The sequence below is a fragment of the Pseudarcicella hirudinis genome (assembly GCF_900115665.1).
Classification (GTDB): Bacteria; Bacteroidota; Bacteroidia; order Cytophagales; family Spirosomataceae; genus Pseudarcicella; species Pseudarcicella hirudinis.
Genome location: NZ_FOXH01000007.1, coordinates 147,169 through 171,427, shown reverse-complemented (window position 1 = coordinate 171,427; position 24,259 = coordinate 147,169). Strand labels below are relative to the sequence as shown.

The window sequence follows — 24,259 nt, the reverse complement described above, 5'->3', positions numbered from 1 at the left end:
TTTGAGAAAAAATGGGAAAATAGTATCATTTTGAGAATAATGATATGATTGTTTCGGATATATTTGAACTAAAACAAGGCTAATCTTGTCTAAATAAAATACCTGAATCAGGTAAGATTCTGTACAATATTCGTCCGTAAATTATGTATAAATTTCATGTAAGTATATTTTTCAGTATTAGTGAAGAGTTTTTAAAGCTTGTTCCCAAACATCGCAGCGTAATAAATGATCTCATTTTAAAAGGGATAATTGACTCATACGCTATCAGCGCAGAATCCGGGAAAGGCTGGGTTATTATGAACTGTAAAAGCAAGAGCGAAGCAAAAATACATTTGGAGAGATCACCGCTGTATGATTACTTCGACCTTGAAATTGAACAATTACTGGTATATGACTCGCAAATGTATCGCTTCCCTAAAGTTGTTTTGAATTAGGATTTCCCGTAACAAGAACAACTTTCCCGATTACTTTTCTTTTCATCATACTTGTCAGTGCTTCCGGAGCTTTTTCCAGAGGGTATGTAGCGCAAATATGCGGACTGAGATGTCCTGCTGCAAAAAAATCAAGTAATTCAGTGAAATTGGCCTGACTCTTTTCAGGTTCTCTTGCCGCAAATGCTCCCCAGAAAACACCTGTTATTGATGCTCCTTTGAGTAATGGGAGATTTAAAGGCAGAGACGGAATTTCCCCAGTGGCAAATCCTATCACAAGGTATCTTCCTTTCCAGGAAATGGAACGAAAGGCAGATTCTGCATATATTCCGCCGATCGGATCATAAATTACATCAACACCTTTTCCATCTGTTAATGTTTTAATACTGTCTTTTAGATTCTCCTTATCGTAATTGATAACTTCATCAGCTCCGAACTTCCGGCAGACCTTTAGTTTTGCATCAGAGGAAGCTGCCGCAATTACTTTTGCTCCCATAATTTTGCCCAATTCCACCGCTGCAAGTCCTACTCCACCACCCGCACCCAGCACAAGCAAGGTTTCATCCTTTTTCAGATCAGCCCTGTCTTTTAAAGCATGATATGAAGTTCCGTAGGCATACATTACAGAAGAAGCAGTGATGAAATCCATATTTTCCGGCATCGGAAAAGTTTTGGATGCATCGGCAAGTACTTCTTCGGCAAAACCTCCCCAACCTGTCAGGGAGAATACCTTGTCTCCGACTTTGAGATTTTTGACATTTTCTCCAACTTCTTTAATAATTCCGGCAACTTCGCCACCGGGAGAGAAAGGAAACTCAGGTTTAAACTGGTATTTCCCCTGAATCATCAAAGTATCCGGAAAATTGATACTGCAAGCCTTAACACTAATTACTACTTTATCCCGAATGGCTTTAGGAGATTCTATCTCCTGATAAGTCAGGGTATCGGGTAACCCGAATTGATGGCAGAGTATAGCTTTCATGATATGGAGATTGAAGGACGTGACGGGGTGAAATTAAAAAAGCCTTGCGAAATATACAATTTCGCAAGGCTTTTCATAAGATTTAGGAAAAAATAAAGCTTTTTAAGCTTTTGCTTCCTGAGTTTCGTCAGTAATTTCAAATACCTCCGGTAAATACTGAGACAAAATATTATACCAGTTAATCATTTTCTTAACGTCAGAAGGATAAACTCTCTCTGTATCAAAGTCCGGAGCAACGGTTCCCAGAAAATCAAACAATTCATAGTCTGATGCTGTTTTCGGGTTGATCGTGATTCCTTCCGGATTTTTTTCTCTTATCGACAAAAACAAATCTCCCAAAGGCAAAGAATTGTCCTGGTGATCTGCCATGTAAACTGAAATATCTTTTAAAACAGAAACGCGTGCATTAGCACCAACCACCTGGCGAGCTTTCTGTGCATCAATACTTTCAACAATTACGCCTGTACGGGTAGGCTTTAAAATTCTGTAAAGACCGCTTTTACCCGAAATATTCGCAATTTCTTTTAATAATTCCATTCTATTTTGTAATTAGTTACACAATGATTTAATGCAAAAATAGTAATAAGTCATCGTAAGTCATTGAAGGAGGGAGAGGAATTTTAAGCCTTGTACCCAAGATTGAGTTCATCAATAGCTGCTAAAATCTCTTCTCTGCCAGAGCCTTTAACGGAAGATGTCACAAAATATTGTGGCATTTCCTCCCAGGTTTCAAGCATTTTAGTCTTGTAAACTTCAACATGATTCTCAACCTGTGTCTTGGAAAGTTTGTCAGCTTTTGTAAAAACGATATAAAACGGAATACCTGAATTGGCGATACTGGCCATAAATTCCATATCTACCTTCTGAGGTTCATGTCTTATATCAACCAATACAAAAGTGCACAGAAGGTTTTCCCGGTTGGTTAAATAATCATGAATCATCGTTCCAAACTTTTCTCTTTCGGTTTTGCTGACTTTCGCATATCCGTATCCCGGTAAATCTACCAGATACCAGGTTTGATTAATCAGAAAATGATTAATTAATTGTGTTTTCCCTGGTGTCTGAGAGGTTTTAGCAAGATCCTTTCTTTGAACAATACTGTTAATAAGAGAAGACTTCCCTACGTTTGACCTTCCGATAAATGCGTATTCCGGTTTGTCCGGAACGGGGCATTTCTGGTATTCGCTATTACTTTGGACAAAATTTGCCTGTGTTATTTTCATGTTGATCTTTCCGGAAATTATGGTCATTCTGCCCGTTTTCAATCAATGATTTTTCGGGCGACCTGAATATTTTGTTAAAATGATTTCATAAGTTCTGAACTCAAAAAAGACGGAGTTATGAAATGCATCTGCAAATTTACGAATTCCGGACGAGAATAAGGTTTTTACTTGGCAAGGTTAGCTGTCTGGTTGAAAATTAAGCAGATATTTTATTTTTCAGGAGAATGAAGTCGGGCGATTTGAGAGAATTGGAAAGTCAGAATACTATTTTAATTCAGGCTTTCAGGACTAAATTTTTTAAAAGGACAGACATTCATCCCTGAATAGAAATCCTTTACCGAGTTTCTGCCGTATATTTGTGGAAAAATGAGCAGGATAGTTTACAGATCCTACCTGAAACTCATGGATGAATTTATTTGATGGAATCACTACAAAACGACCTTTTTTTGAGAGCCGCACGTGGAGAACGTGTTGAGCGAGTACCAGTCTGGATGATGCGTCAGGCAGGCAGGATTTTACCGGAATATCGTGCTGTCAGAGAAAAAGCAGGAAACTTCATTAAATTGGCTACAACTCCTGAGCTGGCAGCTGAAGTTACAATTCAGCCAGTCGATATTCTCGGTGTTGATGCTGCAATCATTTTTTCAGATATTCTTGTAGTGCCTGAAGCAATGGGCTTGCCGTATATCATGGAAGAAAGAGTCGGTCCGATTTTCCCTGAAACAATCAAATCTGTGTCAGATGTTGAGAAACTCAGGATTTCGGATCCGGAAGTTGAGCTGGCATATGTTTTGGATGCTATCAGAATTGTAAAAAAAGAATTGAATGGTCGTGTACCTCTGATTGGTTTTGCAGGAGCTCCTTTTACTTTATTATGTTATATGATTGAAGGAAAAGGTTCAAAAACATTCTCAAAGGCTAAAAAGGCTTTGTATTCTGAGACTGAGCTTTCTCATGCATTATTGCAAAAAATCACGGATAGTACCATTCTATATCTGAAAGCTCAGATTAAAGCTGGTGCCAATTTGGTTCAGATATTTGATTCCTGGGCTGGAATCCTTTCTCCGGAACAATATAGAATTTATTCACTTCCTTATATTGCGCAGATTTGTGATGCTATTACAGAAGTTCCGGTAACGGTTTTTGCCAAAGGTGCATTTTTTGCCCGTGAGGAAATGGGTAAATTGAATTGTGAGGTGGTTGGCCTTGACTGGAATATGGATATTCAGGAATCCAGAAATCTTATCGGAAATACAAAAACCTTGCAGGGGAATCTTGATCCGTGTGTGCTTTATGCATCTTTTGATGAAATTAAAAAGCAAACCCGTCAGATGATAGATGCTTTCGGAACACAAAAATACATCGCCAATTTAGGGCATGGAGTGTATCCTGATACTGATCCTGAAAAAGTAAAGTGTTTCATTGAAACAGTAAAGGAATACAGCCGGAAATAAAACAAAAGCCGTGAGATTAAGGACAAAACATCTTTAATCTCACGGCTTTTGTTTATCAATTTTTATTTCGAGCTATAATTTGGTGCTTCTTTCGAAATAGAAATATCGTGAGGATGACTTTCTTTTACACCAGCCGCTGTGATTTTTACGAAACGAGCTTTCTTCATTGTTTCGATATCTCCTGCACCGCAGTATCCCATTCCGGCTTTCAGACCACCTACCATTTGATAGAGAATTTCAGAAACTTTTCCTTTAAATGGTACTCTTCCTACGATTCCTTCAGGTACGAGTTTTTTGATATCATCTTCAGCATCCTGGAAATATCTGTCTTTTGATCCATCTTCCATTGCCTCCAGCGAACCCATTCCGCGGTATGTTTTAAATTTACGTCCTTCATAAAGTACTACTTCTCCCGGAGCTTCATCTGTACCTGCCAGTAAAGAACCTACCATAACGGTACTGGCACCACCTGCAATAGCTTTGGCAATGTCACCCGAAAAACGGATCCCACCATCAGCAATTACCGGAACACCTGTACCTTCAAGGGCTTTTGCTGCTTCATATACCGCTGAAAGTTGTGGCATTCCCACACCGGCGATGATACGGGTTGTACAAATACTTCCCGGACCAACTCCGACTTTAACAGCATCGGCACCGGCATCTGCAAGTGCTTTGGCACCTTCTCCGGTAGCAACGTTTCCTACAATAACTTCTAAAGCAGGGAATTTAGCTTTTACACCTTTCAATGCCTGAATTACACCATAAGAATGTCCGTGAGCTGTATCAATACTGATGACATCCACACCGGATTTAACCAAAGCAGCAACTCTGTCAATTAAGTCAGGAGTAACGCCAACTGCAGCACCAACTCTCAAACGTCCTAATGAATCTTTAGAAGCATTTGGATGACTTTTTCTTTTCAGAATATCTTTGTATGTAATCAGACCGATGAGTTTGTTTGATTTGTCAACAATCGGAAGTTTTTCGATTTTATATTGCTGAAGAATCTGTTCTGCTTCTTCAAGGCTGATACCTTCTGAGGCAGTAATCAGATTTTCTTTGGTCATGATTTCAACCACCGATTTGCTCATATCCTTTTGGAAACGCAGATCACGGTTTGTCAGGATTCCAACCAGGATACCATTGGGGTCGATAACAGGAATACCTCCGATTTTGAAATCACGCATGATGCGGTGGGCATCTCCGAGTGTTTGTTCGTTAGTAAGTGTAACCGGATCAATAATCATTCCTGATTCAGATCTTTTTACTTTACGGACCTGTTCAGCCTGTTTCTGAATGGTCATGTTTTTATGGATAATTCCGATACCACCTTCCTGAGCCATTGCAATAGCGAGTTCAGCTTCAGTAACAGTATCCATAGCGGCTGAAACCAATGGAATATTTAAGCGAATGTTTCGGGTTAGTAACGAATCAGTTTTGGTATCACGTGGAAGAATTTCCGAATAAGCAGGTAAAAGAAGCACATCATCGTAGGTGAGGGCTTCAAAAAGGAATTTTGATGAGTCTAACATGGCAAATAGCTTGTTTTTGTTATTTGCCAGACAAAATTACAACTTGTTTTGTACTTTTAAAAGAAAAATCGAAAAATCATTATTAATTAATTGTGAATTTCCAATTTCATGCGATTTATCCTCATTTTTTGCTCGCTGATCTGTATCAGCACTCATGCCCAAACCAAGAAATATTCTTTCAGCCAACCCAAAATGGGATCACCTTTTATTATCCTGTTATATGCTTCAGATTCGGCTAAAGCAGCTCAGACTGCCAGTAAAGCTTATCAGCTTGTAGACTCACTGAATGTCATTTACAGCGATTATCTGCCCAACAGTGAATTGAGTCTGTTATCAAAAACAGCAGGAGATAATCAGTTTCATTCGGTATCTCCGGCCATGGAAGATATTCTGAAAAAATCTGTTTCAGCTTCCGAAAAAAGTGATGGGGCATATGATATTACAGTAGGACAATTGGTAAAACTCTGGAGGAAAGCCAGGAAAGAAAAACAATTTCCGGAACTGAAAAGCCTGACAATTGCCAGACAGAATGCGGGATTTCATCAAATTATCCTGGATACGATTAATCACCGTGTAAAAATAAATAAACCTGAAATTTTGCTTGATTTAGGGGGAATTGCCAAAGGGTATATTGCTCAGAAAGTAGTTGATTTTGTGAAAAACTCCGGGATTCAAAGTGTTTTGGCCGATGCAGGGGGAGACTTGGCAACAGGGACAGCACCTCCCGGAAAAACCGGATGGTCCGTTGGGGTGAATGTGCCAAATTCAGAAGAGCTGATGCAAAAACTGGTATTCCTTCAGAATAAAGCCATAGCCACCTCAGGTGATATGTATCAATACTTGGAATTGAACGGGAAACGTTATTCTCATATTATTGACCCGAAAACGGGACTGGGTCTTACTCATCAGAGAAATGTAACCGTCATTGCTCCTGATGGAGCCACGGCAGACTGGCTTGCAACAGCGTGTAGTATTTTGCCGGTTAAAAAGAGCTTAAAACTAATCAGATCTGTTCGGGGATGTGAATTGCTGATTGCTGAAATCCGGGACGGAAAAATACTGAAATGGCAATCAGAAGGTTTCGGGAGTTATCTGAATCCGGAAAATTGATTGCCAGATAATCGTTCAGCGGGATAATTCAGAACAGTGTTTCGCTGAAAAATTGAGTAGTTTTATGAAAAAAACGATTCTTATATACTAAAGGTAAATAAGATAATATTTTACTTAAATTTCTCTAAAAGTTCAACTATGTACAAATTATTACCGTTAGCCCTCTTTTGCTTCCTCTCAATTTCATCAAAAGGTCAGGATTTTAAAGCTTATGATCAGGAAATTGCTAATACTTCCGTAAAATTTAAAATGGTGCCGATTCCGGCGGGAGAGTTTTTATTAGGCAGTTCTTCAGCTGAAAAAGGCCATGAAGCCGATGAAAGTCCACAGGTAAAAGTTAAAATAGACGCTTTCTGGATGGGAGCCTATGAAGTAACTTACGATGAATATCAATTGTTTTTTGAGGAAGAAAAAGATCCGGATCCTAAACCGGATGCCATTACCCGTCCCAGCCCTCCTTATATAGACTTTACCCTTGGAATGGGAAAAGTAGGGGGATTTCCTGCCAATTCTATGCAACAATATGCAGCATTGATGTATTGCAAATGGCTGTATTATAAAACCGGCGTATTTTATCGTTTACCTACAGAAGCAGAATGGGAATATGCTTGCAGAGCAGGCAGTAAAACGAGCTTTTTCTTTGGAAATTCTTCTGAAAAGCTAAGTGAATATGCCTGGTTCGGTAAGAATGCCGATAATCATTATCATCATGTGGGTGAAAAGAAACCTAATCCCTGGGGTTTGTACGATATTTTAGGAAATGTGGGAGAGTGGACACTTGACCAGTATGATGCCGATTTCTACAAAAATCTGACAGATGGTACTGCCAATCCTTATAATAAGGCAACCAAACGTTATCCAAGTACTGTAAAAGGCGGGACGTTCAAAGATGGGGAAGAGCAGTTAAGAAGTGCAGACCGACTAAAATCTGACCCGATCTGGAACAGAAGAGACCCTCAGATTCCTAAAAGTAAGTGGTGGAATGCGGATTCTCCTTTTATAGGATTCAGAATTGTCAGACCGCTTAAACAACCTTCCCAGACTGAAGTAGAGGCTTTCTTCGAGGAGGTTTTAAAGTGAGTGGTGTAACCACATAGACATATAGAAAACATAGAATACTTAAAGAAAGAATAGAATATATATTGAAAACACAGAATAAAGGAAAACATAGAATAAGTGGAAATTACTTATTGTTAATAGTTTGAATTGTTATAGAAGGTCATTTTCCTGGAACAAATCGCCTGATTTTTGCTTTTTTAATGCCTGAAATTCCATATCAGGACAAGTATTTTGTGATATTTTGATAATTTTTGGGATAATTTCAGAGGAGCATGCTTATAAATGAAATCTGAAAACCAAAACCGAATATATTTTCCTCAAATTTTAAAACCTCAAAGACATGAGTCAATCCAGAAGAGATTTTGTAAAAAATACCTCAATTATTACCGGTGGTTTGTTATCTGCCCCATTGATTTCAAATGCGAGTTTTTTTAACAGTAATACTGATGATACCATCAAAATAGCCTTAATAGGATGTGGAGGAAGGGGTACAGGAGCTGTTTTACAGGCTTTAAGTACCAAGCAAAATGTTAAGCTGGTAGCAATGGCAGATGTTTTCAAAGATCGTCTTGATTCTTGTTACAAAGAAATTACCTCTGATGAATTTGCTTCGCTTAAAAATAAGATAGGCGTAAAAGATGAAACCAGATTTGTGGGTTTTGATGCTTATCAAAAAGCAATTCCTTTAGCAGATGTTGTGATACTTACCACGCCTCCGGGTTTCAGGCCAATGCATTTTGAAGCGGCTGTTAATGCTGGTAAGCATATTTTCATGGAGAAACCTGTCGCTACAGATCCTGCAGGTATTCAAAGGGTTCTTGCTGCTGCAGAAAAAGCAAAAGCCAAAAAACTGAATGTAGTGGTTGGATTACAGAGACATTATCAGAATTCTTACCGTGAACTAATGAAGAGGATTCAGGATGGAATGGTAGGAGATATCGTTTCTGCTTCTGCCTGGTGGAATAATGATGGAGTATGGATGAAACAAAGAACCCCGAGTATGACTGAAATGGAATATCAGCTTCGCAACTGGTATTATTTCAACTGGATTTGCGGAGATCATATTACTGAACAGCATATTCATAATATTGATGTAATTAACTGGGTGAAAAATGCTTATCCGGTAAAGGCCAGAGGAACAGGAGGTAGAGAGGTTAGAAAAGGGAAAGATTATGGCGAAATTTTCGATCACCATATTGTTGAATTTGAGTACGCTGATGGTACCATTTTAAATTCACAATGCCGTCATATTAAAGGAACCTGGGCGAAAGTAGATGAGATGGTAATCGGGACCAAAGGTAAGGTAATGTTTGATGCAGCGAAAATGGTTGACAGCAAAGGAAATGCCCTTTATGCTTATGATAAGAAAAATGAAAATAATCCGTATCAGACCGAGCATGATGAGTTATTTGAAGCAATAGCCAAAGGAAAATATCAGTTTGCAGATGCTGAAAACGGAGCAAAATCAACCATGACTTCTATTTTGGGAAGATTAGCTACTTATTCAGGACAGGTAATTGAATGGGATAAAGCCATCAATTCGGGAATTGACATTGCCCCAAAGAATTTTGCATGGGATGCAGACATGCCATTGAAGCCTGATGCAAATGGCTTGTATCCGGTTGCTATTCCAGGAAAGACCAAATACTTTTCTTAAAAAATGTTAAAGAAGCAATCTATCTGAGATCTTTGATGTTCATTTGATAGAAAGCCGGAATATTGATTTTTGTTAAAAGATATTCCGGCTAATGGATAAATTTTGACATTGATACCGGGAATTATTAATTTCGGAACATTCAAAATAAACCATTGGGTTTTCATTTAAACTTTATAATCATGGAAAACAATCAATTCTCACCTTATTACTCGCATGAGTCGCGTCAGGCAGATCAAGCCAGATTTATGGCGAAAGTATTCGCCTGGATGTCTCTTGCGCTGGTAGTGACAGGAGCTATCGCTTTCTGGGTAGCAATGACTCCCAGTTTAACTGAACTGATTTTTAGCAGCAGAATAACTTTTTATTTAATGATCGGTGCTGAATTAGGCGTTGTCTGGTGGTTAACTTCAAGAATTCAGACGATGTCTGCAACTACGGCGACATTATGGTTTTTCTTATATTCTGTTTTGAATGGTGCAACACTTTCTGTCATCTTTTTTGCATTTACAGCTGCATCAATTTCTGCGGTATTTTTCATTACAGCCGGTACATTTATGGTGATGGCAGCTTATGGCTACTATACTGAAAAAGATCTGACCTCATGGGGAAACCTTTTGTTTATGGCCTTAATCGGACTGATTATTTCAGGAATCGTTAATATGTTTCTGAAAAGTGATATGTTTGGTATGATCATCAGCAGCATCGGAGTATTGGTTTTTGTAGGTCTGACAGCTTATGATACTCAAAAAATCAAAGAAATGCATGCAGAAGGAATCAACGGAACAGAAGACGGTAAGAAATATGCCATTTTAGGAGCTTTAAGATTGTATCTTGACTTTATTAACTTATTCCTGTATATGCTCCGTTTATTGGGAAATCGCCGATAATCGCTTTGCAATAAAATTTTCTGAAAACTCTCCGTTTTAAATATCCGGAGAGTTTTTTTATGGACTTGACTGTACGCTCTCAATAGAGTTGAAAAGGAATAAGTTGAAAGACTATTAGTAAAAAAAGGGATTGTCTTCCGGTATTTTCGCAGGCAGCAGAAAATAATTAACCGGAGGTAACTGAAAGAAAAATTAATCAGACATCCTGTATCGGGTGATATCATTAAATAAATTTTTTGAAGAAGCGAGTGATTCGGATAAAGGACATTTTGATACATTAAATCTGTTTTTTTAATAGATGGAAAATTTTAAAATTGGTCCTTTCGAAAGATTTGAGGGTGTTTTCGGGTAATTTCTACAAGCGTTTAATGTTAAAAACAGGTGCTAAAGGGATAGTGATTTTAACATCGGATAAGTATCATGACCGGAGAAAATATGAAACAATTATACATATTTGTTGTAGAGATTAAAGGGCTTTTTATCTGAAGGAAGAGATTAAAGAAATTATGAAAAAGATATAAGAGACATATATTAAACATTTAACAGGTTTTTCAGTCCAAAAAATCACATCGTGTAAATTTTATCAGTAAATTGCGACTTGAAACCATGTAATCACGTTTAAATACTTTGAGGTAAAACATTAAATTATCAGGAATGATTTGATTTTCAAATTGTTATCTGATTACTTTGTTTAACCCCGCTTCAAACTAAGAAAGTCATGCAATATCAACCATCAGACTATCTGCCAATCATAGTTCAATTAATTGCGGCAATAGGCTTTATTGTGGCGACTATGATTGCCACTCACTCATTGGGGCCAAAGCGCAACACCAAGTTGAAAAACGAAGTTTTTGAATGTGGTATCGAATCAGTGGGAGACGCTCGTACTCCAATCTCAGTTAAATATTTCCTGGTAGCTATCTTATTCGTTTTATTCGATGTGGAAGTTATCTTTATGTATCCGTGGGCGGTGAACTTTATTCATTGGGTAAATACATCTGCGGCGGTTGCTAAAGAAATGTTCCTTGAAATGCTCGTGTTTATGGCTCTTTTGTTAACAGGTTTTGTGTACGTTATCAAAAAAGGAATCCTGCACTGGGAAAAATAAACATTGTTTAACAGGGGTCTTATTTTAAGATATTGATAAAGGCTTTTGTAAAACGAATGATTTTAAATTCACTCTGTTTATATAAAATTAACTGTTAACAGGTTATTGTTAACTGTAAGAATAATGAGCGATAGAAAAATACAAATGGTAGATGCCCCTGCGGGCCTTGAAGGACAAGGTTTCTTTGCTACCAGTCTTGATTCTCTGGTAGGGTTGGCGAGAGCTAACTCTCTTTGGCCTTTGCCATTTGCTACTTCATGCTGCGGTATTGAATTTATGGCAACGATGGCTGCGCATTACGATATTGCTCGTTTCGGTTCTGAACGTTTATCATTTTCAGCCCGTCAGGCTGATGTTTTGATGGTAATGGGAACAATTGCCAAGAAAATGGCTCCGGTTGTAAAACAGGTTTATCTTCAGATGGCTGAACCCCGCTGGGTTCTGGCTGTGGGAGCCTGTGCTTCATCCGGTGGTATTTTTGATACCTATTCAGTACTTCAGGGTATTGACAGAATTATTCCGGTAGATGTTTATGTTCCGGGATGTCCTCCCCGTCCTGAACAGATCCTTGACGGTTTTATGCAGATTCAGGAATTAGCAAAAAGTGAATCAACCAGAAGAAGACAAACTCCGGAATATAAAGAGTTACTTGCTTCTTACGGAATAGAATAATTTTGAAAGAGAGAATGAGTGAATATTAAAATGGAAGAACCTAAACCGTATTCACTTAATTCAGTAATCTATCATTCTGCCATTCTATCATTCAAAATTGAAAATGACAAACGAACAAATCGCACAAGACTTACTCTCACAATTTGGTGAAGAAAAGATATTCGGTATTGTAGAAAATTATGGCTTATTGAACGTAACTACTACTACTGAAACAATCGTACCTTTGTTGCATTACTTATATCAGCATCCGGTTTTTAAATTTCAGTTTTTAACCGATTTGGGAGGTATCCATTTCCCTGATGCAAAAGGACAGGAGCTGGGCGTAATTTACCATCTTCACAGCCTTGAGAACAATGTACGTCTGATCGTTAAATTACATGTACCAATTGATGCACCTGATGTACCGACTCTTACCGGTTTGTATGCTACAGCCAATTGGATGGAACGCGAAGCATTTGATTTCTATGGAATTAATTTTGTCGGACACCCTAATTTAATCAGAATCCTGAATGTTGAGGATATGGATTATTTTCCGATGAGAAAAGAATATCCACTGGAAGATGCCACCCGTGAGGATAAAATTGATGCCTTATTTGGAAGATAAATTAATGAAAGAATGAAATAATGGTAAGATGAATAGACCCTTGTTAGGTTTTTTCTAATTCATTCATTCACTCATTCGCCATTCACTCATTAGAAATATGTCAGAAGTTGCTTTAGTTGCAAACCCCAATGTGGGAATTGCCAAACCACAAGAGAGTAATAAAAAATACGTCAACGAGCTAACCACCCTAAACTTAGGGCCTACTCACCCGGCTACCCACGGAATTTTCCAGAATATCCTGACTATGGATGGAGAGACTATTGTCGATTCAGAACAGACTGTCGGATATATACACCGGGCTTTTGAGAAAATCGCTGAACGCCGTCCTCTTTATCAAATCACCACACTTACCGACCGGATGAACTACTGTTCTTCGCCAATCAATAACATGGGTTGGCACATGACAGTGGAGAAACTTTTGGGAATTGAAGTTCCTAAAAGGGCTCAGTATATCCGTGTGATTATGATGGAACTGGCACGTATTGCTGATCATATTGTCTGTAATTCTATCCTTGCGGTTGATACAGGAGCTTTAACAGGCTTTTTGTATGTAATGCAATGGCGTGAACATATTTATGAGATTTATGAAGAAGTTTGCGGAGCGCGTCTGACCACCAACATGGGGCGTTTCGGAGGAATGGAAAGAGACTTATCGAAGGAAGCTATCCGTAAAATCAATGTTTTGCTTGATGAATTCCCTAAATCCCTTCTGGAATTTGAAGGCCTGGTTAAGCGTAACAGAATTTTCATGGACAGAACTACCGACGTAGGAGCCATTTCTGCTGAACGTGCTTTGAATTATGGTTTTACAGGACCAAACTTAAGGGCAGCAGGTGTGGATTACGATGTTCGTGCCATGAACCCTTACTCTTCTTACGAAGATTTTGAATTTGAAGTACCTGTCGGAACAAAGGGAGATACCTATGATCGTTTCCTTGTACGCGGAGAAGAAATGTGGCAAAGTCTGAACATTATCAGACAGGCCCTGAATAACCTGCCCGAAGGTTCTTATCACGCAGATGCTCCTCACTATTATCTTCCTAAAAAACAGGATGTTTACCATAATATGGAAGCGTTGATTTACCATTTCAAAATAGTGATGGGTGAAATCGATGCTCCGGTTGGTGAGGTATATCATTCTGTGGAAGGGGCTAACGGAGAATTAGGCTTTTATTTGGTTTCTGACGGAGGACGGGCTCCTTACCGATTGAAATTCCGTCGTCCTTGTTTTATATACTATCAGGCATTCCCTGAAATGATTGTCGGCTCAACGCTTTCTGATGCCATTGTAACTATGTCGTCAATGAATGTAATTGCAGGAGAGCTTGATGTTTAGACGAAGAAAAATGTAATTTATTTTTTCTTTGTGAAAGGATTAAATGAAAGATTGGTTTATCCGCAATTTTTCTCTGAAGCTGAAATGCTTGTTTTTCTTAATATTTTTTAGAAAATGGTTAATACACAAACGATACAGTTTCCGGCGGACACGCTGGAGTTGGTTCATAAAATCATCAAGCGTTATCCGGAAGGAAAACAGAAGTCTGCTCTTTTGCCGATTCTTCACCTGGCTCAGGCCGAATGGAGGTGGTGTAGTCCGGAAGTAATGGATTATGTTGCCGGGCTTCTTAACATCAAACCTGTTGAGGTTTATGAAGTAGCAACATTCTATACTATGTTTCACCTCGAACCGGTAGGCGAACATGTAATTGAATATTGCAGAACAGGTCCTTGTTGTTTGATGGGTGGCGTGGATGTGTATGATCACCTTAAGAAGAAATTAGGAATTGAAACAGGAGAAACCACACCGGATGGAAAGTTTACTGTCAAGGAAGTGGAATGTCTGGCTGCCTGCGGCTGGGGACCTGTTTTCCAGATCCGTGAAAAATATTATATGAATCTTACCAATGAAAAAGTGGATGAGATCATAGAAGAGCTTTCAAAATAATCCTGTTATTCTGAAATTTATTAAAAATGAAGATATTAACCGAACATATAAACGTTCCAGGTATTGAGACCATCGATGTTTTCCGTAAACACGGTGGATATAGTGCTGTAGAAAAGGCATTAAAGAAAATGACTCCTGATGAAGTAACTGAGGAAGTGAAAAAATCAGGTCTTCGTGGCCGTGGAGGAGCAGGTTTCCCTGTGGGTATGAAATGGTCATTTCTGGCAAAACCTGAGGGCGTTCCCCGTTATCTGGTTTGTAATGCTGATGAATCAGAACCAGGAACATTCAAAGACCACTATCTGATGTGGAAATCACCACATACACTGATTGAGGGAATGATTGTTTCGAGTTATGCTCTTGGAGCAAATACTTCTTACATCTATGTTCGGGGAGAGTTGATGTATGTAGTGAATATTCTTGAAAAAGCTATTCAGGAGTGTTATGATAAAGGTCTTTTAGGAAAAAACATTCTTGGCAGTGGCTATGACCTTGATCTTTTCGTGCAACCAGGTGGCGGAGCCTATATTTGCGGTGAAGAAACAGCTTTACTGGAATCTCTGGAAGGAAAACGTGGTAATCCAAGAAATAAACCTCCGTTCCCTGCTGTAAAAGGACTCTGGCAATCACCAACCGTTGTAAACAACGTAGAGTCTATTGCTGCCACTTCATGGATTGTAAATAACGGAGGAGAAGAATATGCTAAAATCGGTATAGGCCGCAGTACCGGAACAAAACTTATTTCTGCTTCCGGACACCTTCGTAAACCTGGGGTTTATGAAATTCCGCTGGGTATTACCGTTGAGGATTTTATCTACGCAGATGAATGGTGCGGTGGTATTCGTGAAGGACATAAATTGAAAGCTGTAGTTGCCGGGGGATCTTCTGTACCGATTCTTCCTGCTGAATTAATTTTGAAAACGGCAAATGGCGAAAATCGTCTGATGACTTATGAATCTTTGTCTGACGGAGGATTCGCTACCGGAACAATGTTAGGATCAGGAGGATTTGTGGTAATGGATGAAACAACCTGTATCGTTCATAATACCCTGACTTTCGGACAGTTTTATCACCATGAATCTTGCGGACAGTGCTCTCCTTGTCGTGAGGGAACAGGCTGGATGGATAAAGTGCTTCACAGAATTGAACATGGAAAAGGCCGTGAGGAGGATATCGATTTATTGGTAGATGTGGCTAAAAAGATAGAAGGAAATACAATCTGCCCTTTAGGAGATGCTGCGGCATGGCCTGTAGCTGCTGCGATACGTCACTTCCGTGATGAATTTGAATGGCATATCAGACATCCTGAAAAAGCTACTCAAAAAGGAGCGGTATTCATGCGTGAAGGAGCAAGTTGGACTAAATAATTTGAAAATACCTGAATTTGAAGTATTGAAATGATGAGTTCAATCTTCGATATTCAATCTTACAAGTTTTCAAATCATCAAATTGTAATAAAGATGAAAGTAACTATAGATAACATAACAATTGAGGTAGAACCGGGAACCACTATTATGCAAGCCGCCCGTCAGATCGGACCGGAAGTGGCGCCTCCTGCTATGTGCTATTATGAACCTTTGAAAGCTTCGGGCGGAAAATGCAGAGGCTGTCTGGTAAAAGTGACTGCCGGTTCTGAAAAAGATCCTCGTCCGATGCCAAAACTTGTCCCATCTTGTATTACACAGGTTCAGGAAGGAATGATTGTTGAAAATACCATCAATGAACAGGTATTGGAAACCCGCAAAGGTATTGTGGAATTCCTTTTATTGAATCACCCTCTTGATTGCCCGATATGTGATCAGGCCGGAGAATGTCATTTACAGGATTTCTCTTTTGAACATGGTGTTTCTAAAACCCGTACGGTTGAAGAACGTAATACTTTCGAGCAGGTTGATTTAGGAGATCATATTCAATTACACATGAATCGTTGTATTTTGTGTTACCGTTGCGTTTATACGGCTGACCAGATTACAGACGGACGTGTTCATGGGGTGATGCACAGAGGAGATCATGCTGAAATCAGTACTTATATTGAAAAAGCAATCGATAATGATTTCTCAGGAAATATTATTGATGTTTGCCCTGTAGGTGCTTTAACTGATAAAACGTACCGCTTTAAAAACCGTGTATGGTTTACCAAACCGGTTGAGGCACATTGTGATTGCGATAAATGTTCCGGTAATGTAACTTTATGGTACAGAGGAGAAGAAGTTATCCGTGTGACTGGCCGCAAAAATGAATGGGGAGAAGTAAAAGAATTTATCTGTAACACTTGTCGTTTCGACCGTAAAAAGACTTCAGACTGGACTATTGAAGGGCCATCTAAAGTTTCGCGTGCTTCTGTTATTTCGGCTAATAAATATGGTGCAAATACTATTAAGCCTGCATTTCCGATTAAACAGGCCGCTGAACAGTATAAGAAAATTGATGATAACAGAGATCGTTCATTCTTAGCTCCTCAAAAACAACTGAATTAAGCAAGGTTTTTGAAATCATTCTTAGACATTGTTCTGTTCGGGAAGATGGTAAAATGATTTGCTGATACAGTTTTAAGATAATAGTTAACTAAATTTCAATGGAAATTATATCGACATTATTCATCGCCAAAGCCGTTTTTATTGTTGCTGTTTTCGCAGTAACCTTAGGTGTTGCGGCATATTCAACGTATTTTGAGCGTAAAGTAGCTGCTTTCATGCAAGATCGTGTAGGTCCGGATCGTGCGGGACCTTTCGGGATTCTTCAACCTCTTGCTGATGCTGTGAAGATGTTCATGAAAGAGGATTTTATTCCAACTAATTCTAATAAATGGTTGTTTATCGCAGGGCCATGTCTTTCTATGCTTACGGCTTTAATGACCTCTGCGGTGGTTCCTTTTGGGGATAAACTGGAAATAGGCGGAGGAGCAACAATCGATTTGCAGGGAATTGATGTGAATATCGGTATCCTCTGGGTTTTCGGAATTGTATCACTTGGTGTCTACGGGATTTTGATCGGAGGATGGGCTTCAAACAATAAATACTCCCTGATCGGAGCGATTCGTGCTGCTTCTCAGAACATTTCATATGAATTAGCCATGGGAATGTCAATCATTGCCATTTTGATGTTGAGCGGATCTCTTTCTACTAAAACAATTGTAGAAGCTCAGCAAAACGGACACTGGAATATTCTTTATCAGCCGCTTGGGTTCCTTATTTTCCTGGTTTGTGCTTTTGCAGAATGTAATCGTACGCCATTCGATTTACCTGAGTGTGAAACTGAGTTGATCGGAGGATATCATACAGAATACTCTTCTATGAAATTAGGTTTCTACCTTTTTGCTGAATATATCAACATGTTTATTTCAGGGGCAGTTATGGCTACTTTGTATTTCGGAGGATATGATTACCTCGGAAACTCATGGGTTGCTGAGCACTGGGGTGAAAATGTAGCTACCTTAATCGGAGTAGGAGCACTGATCGGAAAAGCTTTGTTCTTTGTTTTTGTTTTCATGTGGGTGCGCTGGACATTGCCTCGTTTCCGTTACGATCAGCTTATGAATCTGGGATGGACCATTCTGATTCCTTTAGCAATGTTTAATGTTGTTTTAACGGGCTTCTCTATCATTTCAGGATGGTTAATGATTGTATCATGGGTAGGAGTGGCTTTATTACTGGTTGCAATTATCGTTTACGATTCTGTTACTTATAAAAAGAAAAAAGTAGCCGTTAATTAAAACTCAGATTTTGGAAATATTGAAGAAAGCTTTCTTTTTATTTTCTACTATTCATTCGAAATAAAAGTAACTGAACATATAATCAGATGAAATTATCAAATAAAACCAAAGTGCTGGAACAAGGAGAAATGACGCTGGCTGAGCGTATGTATCTTCCTGCTATTGTTGGCGGGATGGCTACCACGCTGAAGCACTTTTTCATGAAACCAGCAACGATCAGATACCCGGAGCAAAAAAGATATTTAGGGCCTATCTTCCGTGGTCAGCACATTTTGAAGCGTGATGAAGAAGGCCGTGAGCGTTGTACTGCCTGTGGTCTTTGTGCGGTTGCCTGCCCTGCTGAAGCCATCTCTATGGTAGCTGATGAGCGTAAGAAAGGTGAGGAAACGCTTTACAGAGAAGAGAAATATGCCAAGGTATATGAAATCAATATGCTGAGATGTATTTTCTGCGGACTTTGTGAAGAAGCTTGTCCTAAGCAGGCTATTTATTTACGCCACGATAAAATGGTGACAGTTTTCAACGAAAGAGATGAAGTTATCTACGGAAAAGATAAACTTGTTGAAGACATGGGAAATCGTTACTTGCGTGAAGGCTGGAAGTAATTTATTATTTGAAACTGGATGTTCGTTTGTGAAAAATATTCAGCAATAGACTGAATCCGGACGCTTAGATATTCATACATAAAAACTAACCGGAAATTCTTCCCACAGAGATTTCGGTTCATAATTCTAATAAAAGATGCAATTTTGGTACTTTCTGACAGCCTTGACACTATTGAGTGCATTGATGGTTGTTTTATCGAAGAATCCTATTCATAGTGTGCTTTATCTGGTATTTACCTTTTTCTGCATATCAGGCCATTACGTATTGTTAAATGCCCAGTTTTTAATGGCAGTTAATATTATCGTCTATGCGGGAGCAATCATGGTTCTTTTCCTTTTTGTGATCATGATGCTGGATTTGAGGAGAAATATGCCGGATTCCAAGTCAAATCTTACCAAACTTGCCGGAGCTATTCTGGGGGGTACACTTCTGGTGATTCTTGTAGCGGTGATGCGTAAAACCCAATTCCCTCAATTCAGCCAGATGGGAGGTAAATTTGATACGCAGACAGGGATGGTTGAAAATCTCGGACAGGTTTTATTCCGTGATTATCTGTTACCGTTTGAACTGGTTTCTATTTTGTTTTTTGTAGCAATGGTAGGGGCTGTAATGCTTGGAAAAAGAGAAGCTGGCGAAAGAAATTTCTAGCTGAATCTGAAAGATATAGAAAAATCCCGGAGGGCTCGCCTTTCCGGGATTTTTTATGCATTCCTCACAGTTTTAAAACATCCAGTTCAAGGTTGTTCCTCCATAGTAATTTCTTCCGGCTGCTGCATTGTAATATCGCCCGCCTGTGGCATTTAAATCGTTGCCCAGGCTGTAGGTTACATCTAATGCATTATCAATCCCTGCAAAGGCATTGATTTTAAAATGTTTGCTCAGTTTCTTCTGATAACCAATTTTACCTCCTAGCAACTGATAGGAATCTGCAGCATCAGTGTTGGCATCGTTCAGGTATATTTTATCTGTAAATTGAAAGGTAGCATTTGCATAAAATCCGCCTGAACTATTGAAATCAAGACCAATATTTACATTATTTGGCGATGTTCCGGTCAGTCTGTTTCCTGAGTAATCTTTTCCACCGGTAACATAATTTTCAAATTTATATTCCTGTAAGGTATAATTTGTCCAGAAGATGAGGGATTTACTGACAAGGTATTTCAGTGCGATTTCCAGGCCTTTTTGAGAAGTATTTCCGGCATTCGCAAAATAGTCAGCTCCATCGTCAGTTCTTCTGGTAACGATAGTTTCCCGTAGCCGGAAGCTATAGGCCGCAATGTCAAAAACTAATCTTTGTCGGAGTAAATTGCCTCTTATACCCACCTCATAATTAGTCCCTTTTTCCGGATTCAGGGCAAAATTGAAACTTCCTTCGGAGGGTCTTACTTCTGCAACACTTGGCGGGGAAAATCCATTACTGATACTTCCGTAGGCAGAAAGAGAAGAATTGATTTTTTTCAACAATGCAATTCTAGGAGAAAAGACAGGATCGAAGGTCTTTTCCTGAAGTATTGCATTTTTACCTAATCTTAGAAAACTGTAATTTAACCGGTTATAACTTCCGCCGATGGTCAGGAAAAAATTCTGGGGTAAATCAAATTCCGCCTGAGCAAATGCAAGAAACTGCCTGGCTGTAACTTCATCATCAGTTTGAAGTGTATCAACATTTCCCCTTTTGTTTCCATAGGTTTTAATACTGGAAACGCCTTGTTGATATTCAATTCCCCCACTGATTTTCCCCTGAAATAAACCGTTTTCAAATCTGTAATTGGTAACACTTCTCCCTCCCCAGGAAGGTTCCAGGCGTCTCTCGAAATTTCTGATAGAAGGATTTTCAGCCTTAGTCTGGCTTAAATAGATAGCTGTTCTGTTTGTCCAGTGCTCATTGAAATCATAATTCTGAGCAATTCCCAACTGCAAAGTTTTGAGATAAATAGCTGCCTTTTGATCCACCGCTCCAAGTGCAGTATTAACCGTTGGTCTGGCCTGGGCCGGGTTTGCTTTGTACTGAGCCAATGTAAGTCCTCCGGGGGTCTGATAAAACAGATCGGAGTATAAGAGATTGGCAGAAATCGTTCGTTTCAGATCTGTGTAGAAGTAAGTCTGTAAATTTATACCTTCTCTCTTCATAGTTGATTGAGTTCTGTAACCGTCAGCCTGTGTTTTTGAATAATTAAGAAAAGTTGTTTGTTTCTCAGAATGAGTTTTTATACCCAGATTCATAGAAAAAAGGCCAAAACTTCCGACAGTAGTCCGGGCCTGAAGCTGATCTGCTTCAGGCGCTTTTGGAGAGTCAAGTAAAATAGCGCCACCTGTTCCTGCACCATATATACTTCCGGCAGGTCCTTTCAGCACCTCTATTCTTCCTACATTCCCTAATTCAATCTGATTAAGATAAGTATTGCCACTTGGATCTGTTAAGGGAATTTCATTCCAATATACTTTTACGTTTCTGACACCAAAAGGAGACCTCAGTGTACTACCTCTTATTGACATTCTGTAACTTCCCGGTGAACGCTCTTCCATTCTCACTCCAGGGAGTGTGTTCAAAGCCGGAACGAGGTTAGTATTGCTGTATCTTTCCAGGTCATTGGATTTGAGGAGGCCGATTGAAGCAGGAATTTCTGAAAGTTTGCGATGGTTTTCATATCCGGTTACCTGTACTTCACCTAATTGCGTGTCAGATTCCTTTAAGTAGATACGAGTGGCTGTGCCGGGTTTTACCCAGCGCGTTATTTTCTGATAACCGACGAGGGAAAGTGTAATTTCAACAGAATCACCTGAAAATTTTATGGGAAATGCTCCGCGAAAGTTGCTTACCCCGCCTTGAGTACCTGCTGAATAAGAAACAGAAACTCCTCTCAGCGCTGTCATGCTTTGGCTGTCATATGTTTCAACGGTAAGCGTGTGCCGGGGAGGTGCCTGGGCGAAAATGTCTAAGCAGAAGAATAAAATAAAAATGGTAGAGATTTGTGTTTTCATGTAACAAATCTACTACCCAATGCCCAAATAAATGTGTTTTCTTACCGGTTAAATTTAGCAGAAAATCTATGATTCACAGGACAGAAAATCAGAAATCATAACCAACTGTAATTCCGGTAATGGTAGCCTTTGAATCAGGTACTGAAATGCCTTTCAAGGTATCCGAGTTTCCCAGGTTTATCAATTCATAACGGAGTTTTACGCTGATTTTTTTAACTTTTCCGCCAATTTCGAAAGAAGGAGAGATTCTCTTGGTCAGGTCAGTATCGGTATCATAAGGTGCACCGAGATTCCGGCCATAGATCTGAAGATTTGAAGTAGCAGGATAACTTACAGCAACTCTGACAGTCAGTTTTACCTTTGATTTATTATGACCATAGCTGAGTTTGGCTCCAAGTGTCGGTGAAAGGAATTTATATCGTTCTTCCTGGATTTCTTTACCATCGCCTATAGAAACGCCTCTTGCCCAGGTTTTACTTTCCAAACCTACAAATGGTTCAAATGTCATAGTACTGTCTTTCAGTCTGAAAGGAACACTCACATCAATTTGTGCTACACCGCCACGGTATGTACTGTTGAGCGGGGCATTGGTAGTGTTGATACTGTTTACAAAATCAGAAGTAAGAGAATAAGAAGTTTCAGCAGATTTAGTCTGGGAATTTAGCATGCTCCCGAATGCACTGAGCTCAAGTCTGACATTAAATTTGTTATTGACGGGCTTAAAATTAAGCTCAAATCCTGCATTTCCAACTACATTCTGTTCTTTCCAGTCGACACTTCTGAGACCCAGATAAGGAGTAATACTAAGTTTATGAGGTTCATTCGATTGCGCAAATGAGCTGATTGCAATACTTGAAAATACAATGCACAAAAGTATATTTCTCTTCATGATTTGGCGCAAAAGGAAAGACGTGTAATGGTATAACAATTTTAACACAAATTTATTGCTTTTTGCTTGATTTTAATTCTGTTTGAAAGCTGTTTTAGTATTTTTTTACATATTTTAACTTTTTAGGAAATTCATAATAATATATTTATATTGATGTATTATTGATAATAAAAATGAACTATTATTGATATATTTCTATAATTTTCTGAAAAAATATTTAACTTTTGCAAAATGGTATATAGAAGCAATGAGGAAGTAGAAAGCCTTGTAAGGAGTTTTCTGACATGCCAGCTCCCGGTTGAAGCATGGACGCATGAAGCGCATCTGACTGTTGGTATCTGGCATTTATTAAGATATACGCCGATTGAAACATTGTTACTGATGAGAGTAAACATCATCAGTTATAATCAATCCGTAAATACACCAAATAATTTTGAAAGAGGGTATCATGAAACCCTTACCTGGTTCTGGATAAAAACGCTTCATGAATTTTTGGAGGATTTTGGCAGAGAACAATCTCTGACGGATACCTGTAATGCTTTGTTTTCCAGCAAATGGTCAGACAGAAATCGTGCCCTTCAGTTTTATGAACGGGAAAAGCTTTTTTCCGTAGAAGCACGGGCAAGAATTATTGAATAACCTACCAGTATTTGCCTTTTTTCTTTAACACAAAGGTTAATCCGCGGAAAAGAATAAGTATATGAGCCAGAACTGTGTTGAAAAAGCCAAAATGTTTTTTCAAAATGGAATAACGGTCTAAAAGAGACTTCTTAAGATTTTTGATGGAAAAACCTCCGGTAAGGTATCTGGAAACAATGATTTCAAGGTTGATAATTTTCTTTGAATTTTTCAGGCATTGAATCTCCCAATCTACATCGGCACTATAAAAATGATCCGGAATGTACTCAGGCGCAATGGACTTACGGGCAATAAATGACTGATGACAAACTACCATTCCATAGCGAAAGCTTTTCCAGGTAAGAATTTTGGGTAATTTATGAGGAGTAATGACACTTCTTAATCCTTGTGCATTGCCTTCATTATCTACTAAAAGCGTATCGCCATAGTAAACATCTCCGTTTTCAGGCAGTCTGTTATATAAATTTCTGACAACTTCAATATCATTAATCTGATCCCCGGCATTCATAAACCAGATATAATCCCCCTTAGCAAGTCTCAGTCCTTTATTCATGGCATCATAAATCCCCTTATCTTTTTCTGAGACATAATTTGTAATCTCATTGCCATAACGACGGATGATATCTAGCGTTCCGTCTTTTGAACCACCATCGATAATCAGGTATTCGAAATCTCTTTCAGTCTGATTGATGACACTTTCAATGGTTCTTTCGAGGAACTTTTCTGCGTTATAAGTAATGGTGATAATGCTGAGTTTCATCTTATTT

24 protein-coding genes are annotated in these 24,259 nt (G+C 38.9%); 17 read left to right on the top strand and 7 right to left on the bottom strand.

The window, feature by feature from the left end:
• Positions 1–143 precede the first annotated feature (143 nt).
• Positions 144–434, top strand: coding sequence for a hypothetical protein (locus tag BM179_RS13995; protein ID WP_092017768.1), 291 nt, complete (start codon positions 144–146; stop codon positions 432–434).
• Here BM179_RS13995 and BM179_RS13990 read toward each other — a convergent pair.
• The 3 genes from BM179_RS13990 to yihA form a co-directional block, all read right to left on the bottom strand.
• Positions 415–1,413, bottom strand: a complete 999-nt coding sequence (locus BM179_RS13990; protein WP_092017767.1) for an NADPH:quinone oxidoreductase family protein — start codon at positions 1,411–1,413, stop codon at positions 415–417. The two genes, BM179_RS13995 and BM179_RS13990, sit on opposite strands and share 20 nt — an antisense overlap.
• A gap of 102 nt (positions 1,414–1,515) precedes the next feature.
• Positions 1,516–1,950 (bottom strand): DUF5606 family protein, encoded by a 435-nt coding sequence (locus BM179_RS13985; RefSeq protein WP_092017766.1) that lies wholly within the window; start codon positions 1,948–1,950, stop codon positions 1,516–1,518.
• Between the two features lie 83 nt (positions 1,951–2,033).
• Entirely contained in the window at positions 2,034–2,636 is a 603-nt protein-coding gene (yihA, locus tag BM179_RS13980; protein ID WP_092017842.1) for a ribosome biogenesis GTP-binding protein YihA/YsxC, read from the bottom strand.
• Positions 2,637–3,055: 419 nt separating this feature from the next.
• Between yihA and hemE the strand changes: the two genes are divergently transcribed.
• Positions 3,056–4,090, top strand: a complete 1,035-nt coding sequence (hemE, locus tag BM179_RS13975; protein WP_092017765.1) for a uroporphyrinogen decarboxylase — start codon at positions 3,056–3,058, stop codon at positions 4,088–4,090.
• 62 nt (positions 4,091–4,152) lie between these two features.
• Here hemE and guaB read toward each other — a convergent pair whose 3' ends face one another.
• Positions 4,153–5,622 carry an IMP dehydrogenase gene (guaB, locus tag BM179_RS13970; protein WP_092017764.1) on the bottom strand — a complete coding sequence of 490 codons (1,470 nt, stop codon included), beginning with the start codon at positions 5,620–5,622 and terminating at the stop codon, positions 4,153–4,155.
• Positions 5,623–5,814: 192 nt separating this feature from the next.
• On the opposite strand from guaB, the gene BM179_RS13965 reads away from it, so the two are divergent.
• From BM179_RS13965 to BM179_RS13900, 14 genes are all read left to right on the top strand, one after another.
• A complete protein-coding gene (locus BM179_RS13965; protein ID WP_218159222.1) occupies positions 5,815–6,732 on the top strand; it encodes an FAD:protein FMN transferase in 918 nt (305 codons plus the stop codon).
• Between the two features lie 138 nt (positions 6,733–6,870).
• The gene (locus tag BM179_RS13960) at positions 6,871–7,812 is read left to right on the top strand and encodes a formylglycine-generating enzyme family protein (RefSeq protein WP_092017762.1); all 942 of its coding nucleotides are present in this window, start codon (positions 6,871–6,873) and stop codon (positions 7,810–7,812) included.
• 319 nt (positions 7,813–8,131) lie between these two features.
• A complete protein-coding gene (locus BM179_RS13955) occupies positions 8,132–9,448 on the top strand; it encodes a Gfo/Idh/MocA family protein (RefSeq protein ID WP_092017761.1) in 1,317 nt (438 codons plus the stop codon).
• A gap of 179 nt (positions 9,449–9,627) precedes the next feature.
• Entirely contained in the window at positions 9,628–10,335 is a 708-nt protein-coding gene (locus BM179_RS13950) for a Bax inhibitor-1/YccA family protein (protein WP_092017760.1), read from the top strand.
• A gap of 718 nt (positions 10,336–11,053) precedes the next feature.
• On the top strand, positions 11,054–11,443 hold the full coding sequence (locus BM179_RS13945) for an NADH-quinone oxidoreductase subunit A (protein WP_092017759.1): 390 nt from the start codon (positions 11,054–11,056) through the stop codon (positions 11,441–11,443).
• A 123-nt stretch (positions 11,444–11,566) separates the two neighbouring features.
• On the top strand, positions 11,567–12,115 hold the full coding sequence (locus tag BM179_RS13940; RefSeq protein WP_092017758.1) for an NADH-quinone oxidoreductase subunit B: 549 nt from the start codon (positions 11,567–11,569) through the stop codon (positions 12,113–12,115).
• Between the two features lie 103 nt (positions 12,116–12,218).
• Positions 12,219–12,719, top strand: a complete 501-nt coding sequence (locus BM179_RS13935; protein WP_092017757.1) for an NADH-quinone oxidoreductase subunit C — start codon at positions 12,219–12,221, stop codon at positions 12,717–12,719.
• A 97-nt stretch (positions 12,720–12,816) separates the two neighbouring features.
• On the top strand, positions 12,817–14,055 hold the full coding sequence (gene nuoD, locus BM179_RS13930; protein ID WP_092017756.1) for an NADH dehydrogenase (quinone) subunit D: 1,239 nt from the start codon (positions 12,817–12,819) through the stop codon (positions 14,053–14,055).
• A 114-nt stretch (positions 14,056–14,169) separates the two neighbouring features.
• The gene (locus BM179_RS13925) at positions 14,170–14,664 is read left to right on the top strand and encodes an NADH-quinone oxidoreductase subunit NuoE family protein (protein ID WP_092017755.1); all 495 of its coding nucleotides are present in this window, start codon (positions 14,170–14,172) and stop codon (positions 14,662–14,664) included.
• Between the two features lie 26 nt (positions 14,665–14,690).
• The gene (nuoF, locus tag BM179_RS13920) at positions 14,691–16,031 is read left to right on the top strand and encodes an NADH-quinone oxidoreductase subunit NuoF (RefSeq protein ID WP_092017754.1); all 1,341 of its coding nucleotides are present in this window, start codon (positions 14,691–14,693) and stop codon (positions 16,029–16,031) included.
• Between the two features lie 93 nt (positions 16,032–16,124).
• The gene (locus BM179_RS13915) at positions 16,125–17,141 is read left to right on the top strand and encodes an NADH-quinone oxidoreductase subunit G (RefSeq protein ID WP_092017841.1); all 1,017 of its coding nucleotides are present in this window, start codon (positions 16,125–16,127) and stop codon (positions 17,139–17,141) included.
• A 98-nt stretch (positions 17,142–17,239) separates the two neighbouring features.
• On the top strand, positions 17,240–18,376 hold the full coding sequence (nuoH, locus tag BM179_RS13910) for an NADH-quinone oxidoreductase subunit NuoH (protein ID WP_092017753.1): 1,137 nt from the start codon (positions 17,240–17,242) through the stop codon (positions 18,374–18,376).
• A gap of 86 nt (positions 18,377–18,462) precedes the next feature.
• Positions 18,463–18,981 carry a NuoI/complex I 23 kDa subunit family protein gene (locus BM179_RS13905; protein ID WP_092017752.1) on the top strand — a complete coding sequence of 173 codons (519 nt, stop codon included), beginning with the start codon at positions 18,463–18,465 and terminating at the stop codon, positions 18,979–18,981.
• Between the two features lie 136 nt (positions 18,982–19,117).
• A complete protein-coding gene (locus BM179_RS13900; protein WP_092017751.1) occupies positions 19,118–19,630 on the top strand; it encodes an NADH-quinone oxidoreductase subunit J family protein in 513 nt (170 codons plus the stop codon).
• A gap of 72 nt (positions 19,631–19,702) precedes the next feature.
• Here BM179_RS13900 and BM179_RS13895 read toward each other — a convergent pair whose 3' ends face one another.
• Positions 19,703–21,964, bottom strand: coding sequence for a TonB-dependent receptor (locus BM179_RS13895; RefSeq protein WP_092017750.1), 2,262 nt, complete (start codon positions 21,962–21,964; stop codon positions 19,703–19,705).
• 88 nt (positions 21,965–22,052) lie between these two features.
• Complete coding sequence (locus BM179_RS13890) at positions 22,053–22,853, bottom strand: hypothetical protein (RefSeq protein ID WP_092017749.1); 801 nt, start codon at positions 22,851–22,853, stop codon at positions 22,053–22,055.
• A gap of 231 nt (positions 22,854–23,084) precedes the next feature.
• On the opposite strand from BM179_RS13890, the gene BM179_RS13885 reads away from it, so the two are divergent.
• On the top strand, positions 23,085–23,492 hold the full coding sequence (locus tag BM179_RS13885; protein ID WP_092017748.1) for a hypothetical protein: 408 nt from the start codon (positions 23,085–23,087) through the stop codon (positions 23,490–23,492).
• Position 23,493: 1 nt separating this feature from the next.
• Here BM179_RS13885 and BM179_RS13880 read toward each other — a convergent pair whose 3' ends face one another.
• Positions 23,494–24,252, bottom strand: coding sequence for a glycosyltransferase family 2 protein (locus BM179_RS13880; RefSeq protein ID WP_092017747.1), 759 nt, complete (start codon positions 24,250–24,252; stop codon positions 23,494–23,496).
• Positions 24,253–24,259: the final 7 nt, after the last annotated feature.

Bases quoted from the DNA above. Each gene is read 5' to 3' on its own strand.
- BM179_RS13995 (WP_092017768.1), top strand. From the start codon at position 144: ATGTATAAATTTCATGTAAGTATATTTTTCAGTATTAGTGAAGAGTTT.
- BM179_RS13990 (WP_092017767.1), bottom strand. From the start codon at position 1,413: ATGAAAGCTATACTCTGCCATCAATTCGGGTTACCCGATACCCTGACT.
- BM179_RS13985 (WP_092017766.1), bottom strand. From the start codon at position 1,950: ATGGAATTATTAAAAGAAATTGCGAATATTTCGGGTAAAAGCGGTCTT.
- yihA (WP_092017842.1), bottom strand. From the start codon at position 2,636: ATGAAAATAACACAGGCAAATTTTGTCCAAAGTAATAGCGAATACCAG.
- hemE (WP_092017765.1), top strand. From the start codon at position 3,056: ATGGAATCACTACAAAACGACCTTTTTTTGAGAGCCGCACGTGGAGAA.
- guaB (WP_092017764.1), bottom strand. From the start codon at position 5,622: ATGTTAGACTCATCAAAATTCCTTTTTGAAGCCCTCACCTACGATGAT.
- BM179_RS13965 (WP_218159222.1), top strand. From the start codon at position 5,815: ATGGGATCACCTTTTATTATCCTGTTATATGCTTCAGATTCGGCTAAA.
- BM179_RS13960 (WP_092017762.1), top strand. From the start codon at position 6,871: ATGTACAAATTATTACCGTTAGCCCTCTTTTGCTTCCTCTCAATTTCA.
- BM179_RS13955 (WP_092017761.1), top strand. From the start codon at position 8,132: ATGAGTCAATCCAGAAGAGATTTTGTAAAAAATACCTCAATTATTACC.
- BM179_RS13950 (WP_092017760.1), top strand. From the start codon at position 9,628: ATGGAAAACAATCAATTCTCACCTTATTACTCGCATGAGTCGCGTCAG.
- BM179_RS13945 (WP_092017759.1), top strand. From the start codon at position 11,054: ATGCAATATCAACCATCAGACTATCTGCCAATCATAGTTCAATTAATT.
- BM179_RS13940 (WP_092017758.1), top strand. From the start codon at position 11,567: ATGAGCGATAGAAAAATACAAATGGTAGATGCCCCTGCGGGCCTTGAA.
- BM179_RS13935 (WP_092017757.1), top strand. From the start codon at position 12,219: ATGACAAACGAACAAATCGCACAAGACTTACTCTCACAATTTGGTGAA.
- nuoD (WP_092017756.1), top strand. From the start codon at position 12,817: ATGTCAGAAGTTGCTTTAGTTGCAAACCCCAATGTGGGAATTGCCAAA.
- BM179_RS13925 (WP_092017755.1), top strand. From the start codon at position 14,170: ATGGTTAATACACAAACGATACAGTTTCCGGCGGACACGCTGGAGTTG.
- nuoF (WP_092017754.1), top strand. From the start codon at position 14,691: ATGAAGATATTAACCGAACATATAAACGTTCCAGGTATTGAGACCATC.
- BM179_RS13915 (WP_092017841.1), top strand. From the start codon at position 16,125: ATGAAAGTAACTATAGATAACATAACAATTGAGGTAGAACCGGGAACC.
- nuoH (WP_092017753.1), top strand. From the start codon at position 17,240: ATGGAAATTATATCGACATTATTCATCGCCAAAGCCGTTTTTATTGTT.
- BM179_RS13905 (WP_092017752.1), top strand. From the start codon at position 18,463: ATGAAATTATCAAATAAAACCAAAGTGCTGGAACAAGGAGAAATGACG.
- BM179_RS13900 (WP_092017751.1), top strand. From the start codon at position 19,118: ATGCAATTTTGGTACTTTCTGACAGCCTTGACACTATTGAGTGCATTG.
- BM179_RS13895 (WP_092017750.1), bottom strand. From the start codon at position 21,964: ATGAAAACACAAATCTCTACCATTTTTATTTTATTCTTCTGCTTAGAC.
- BM179_RS13890 (WP_092017749.1), bottom strand. From the start codon at position 22,853: ATGAAGAGAAATATACTTTTGTGCATTGTATTTTCAAGTATTGCAATC.
- BM179_RS13885 (WP_092017748.1), top strand. From the start codon at position 23,085: ATGGTATATAGAAGCAATGAGGAAGTAGAAAGCCTTGTAAGGAGTTTT.
- BM179_RS13880 (WP_092017747.1), bottom strand. From the start codon at position 24,252: ATGAAACTCAGCATTATCACCATTACTTATAACGCAGAAAAGTTCCTC.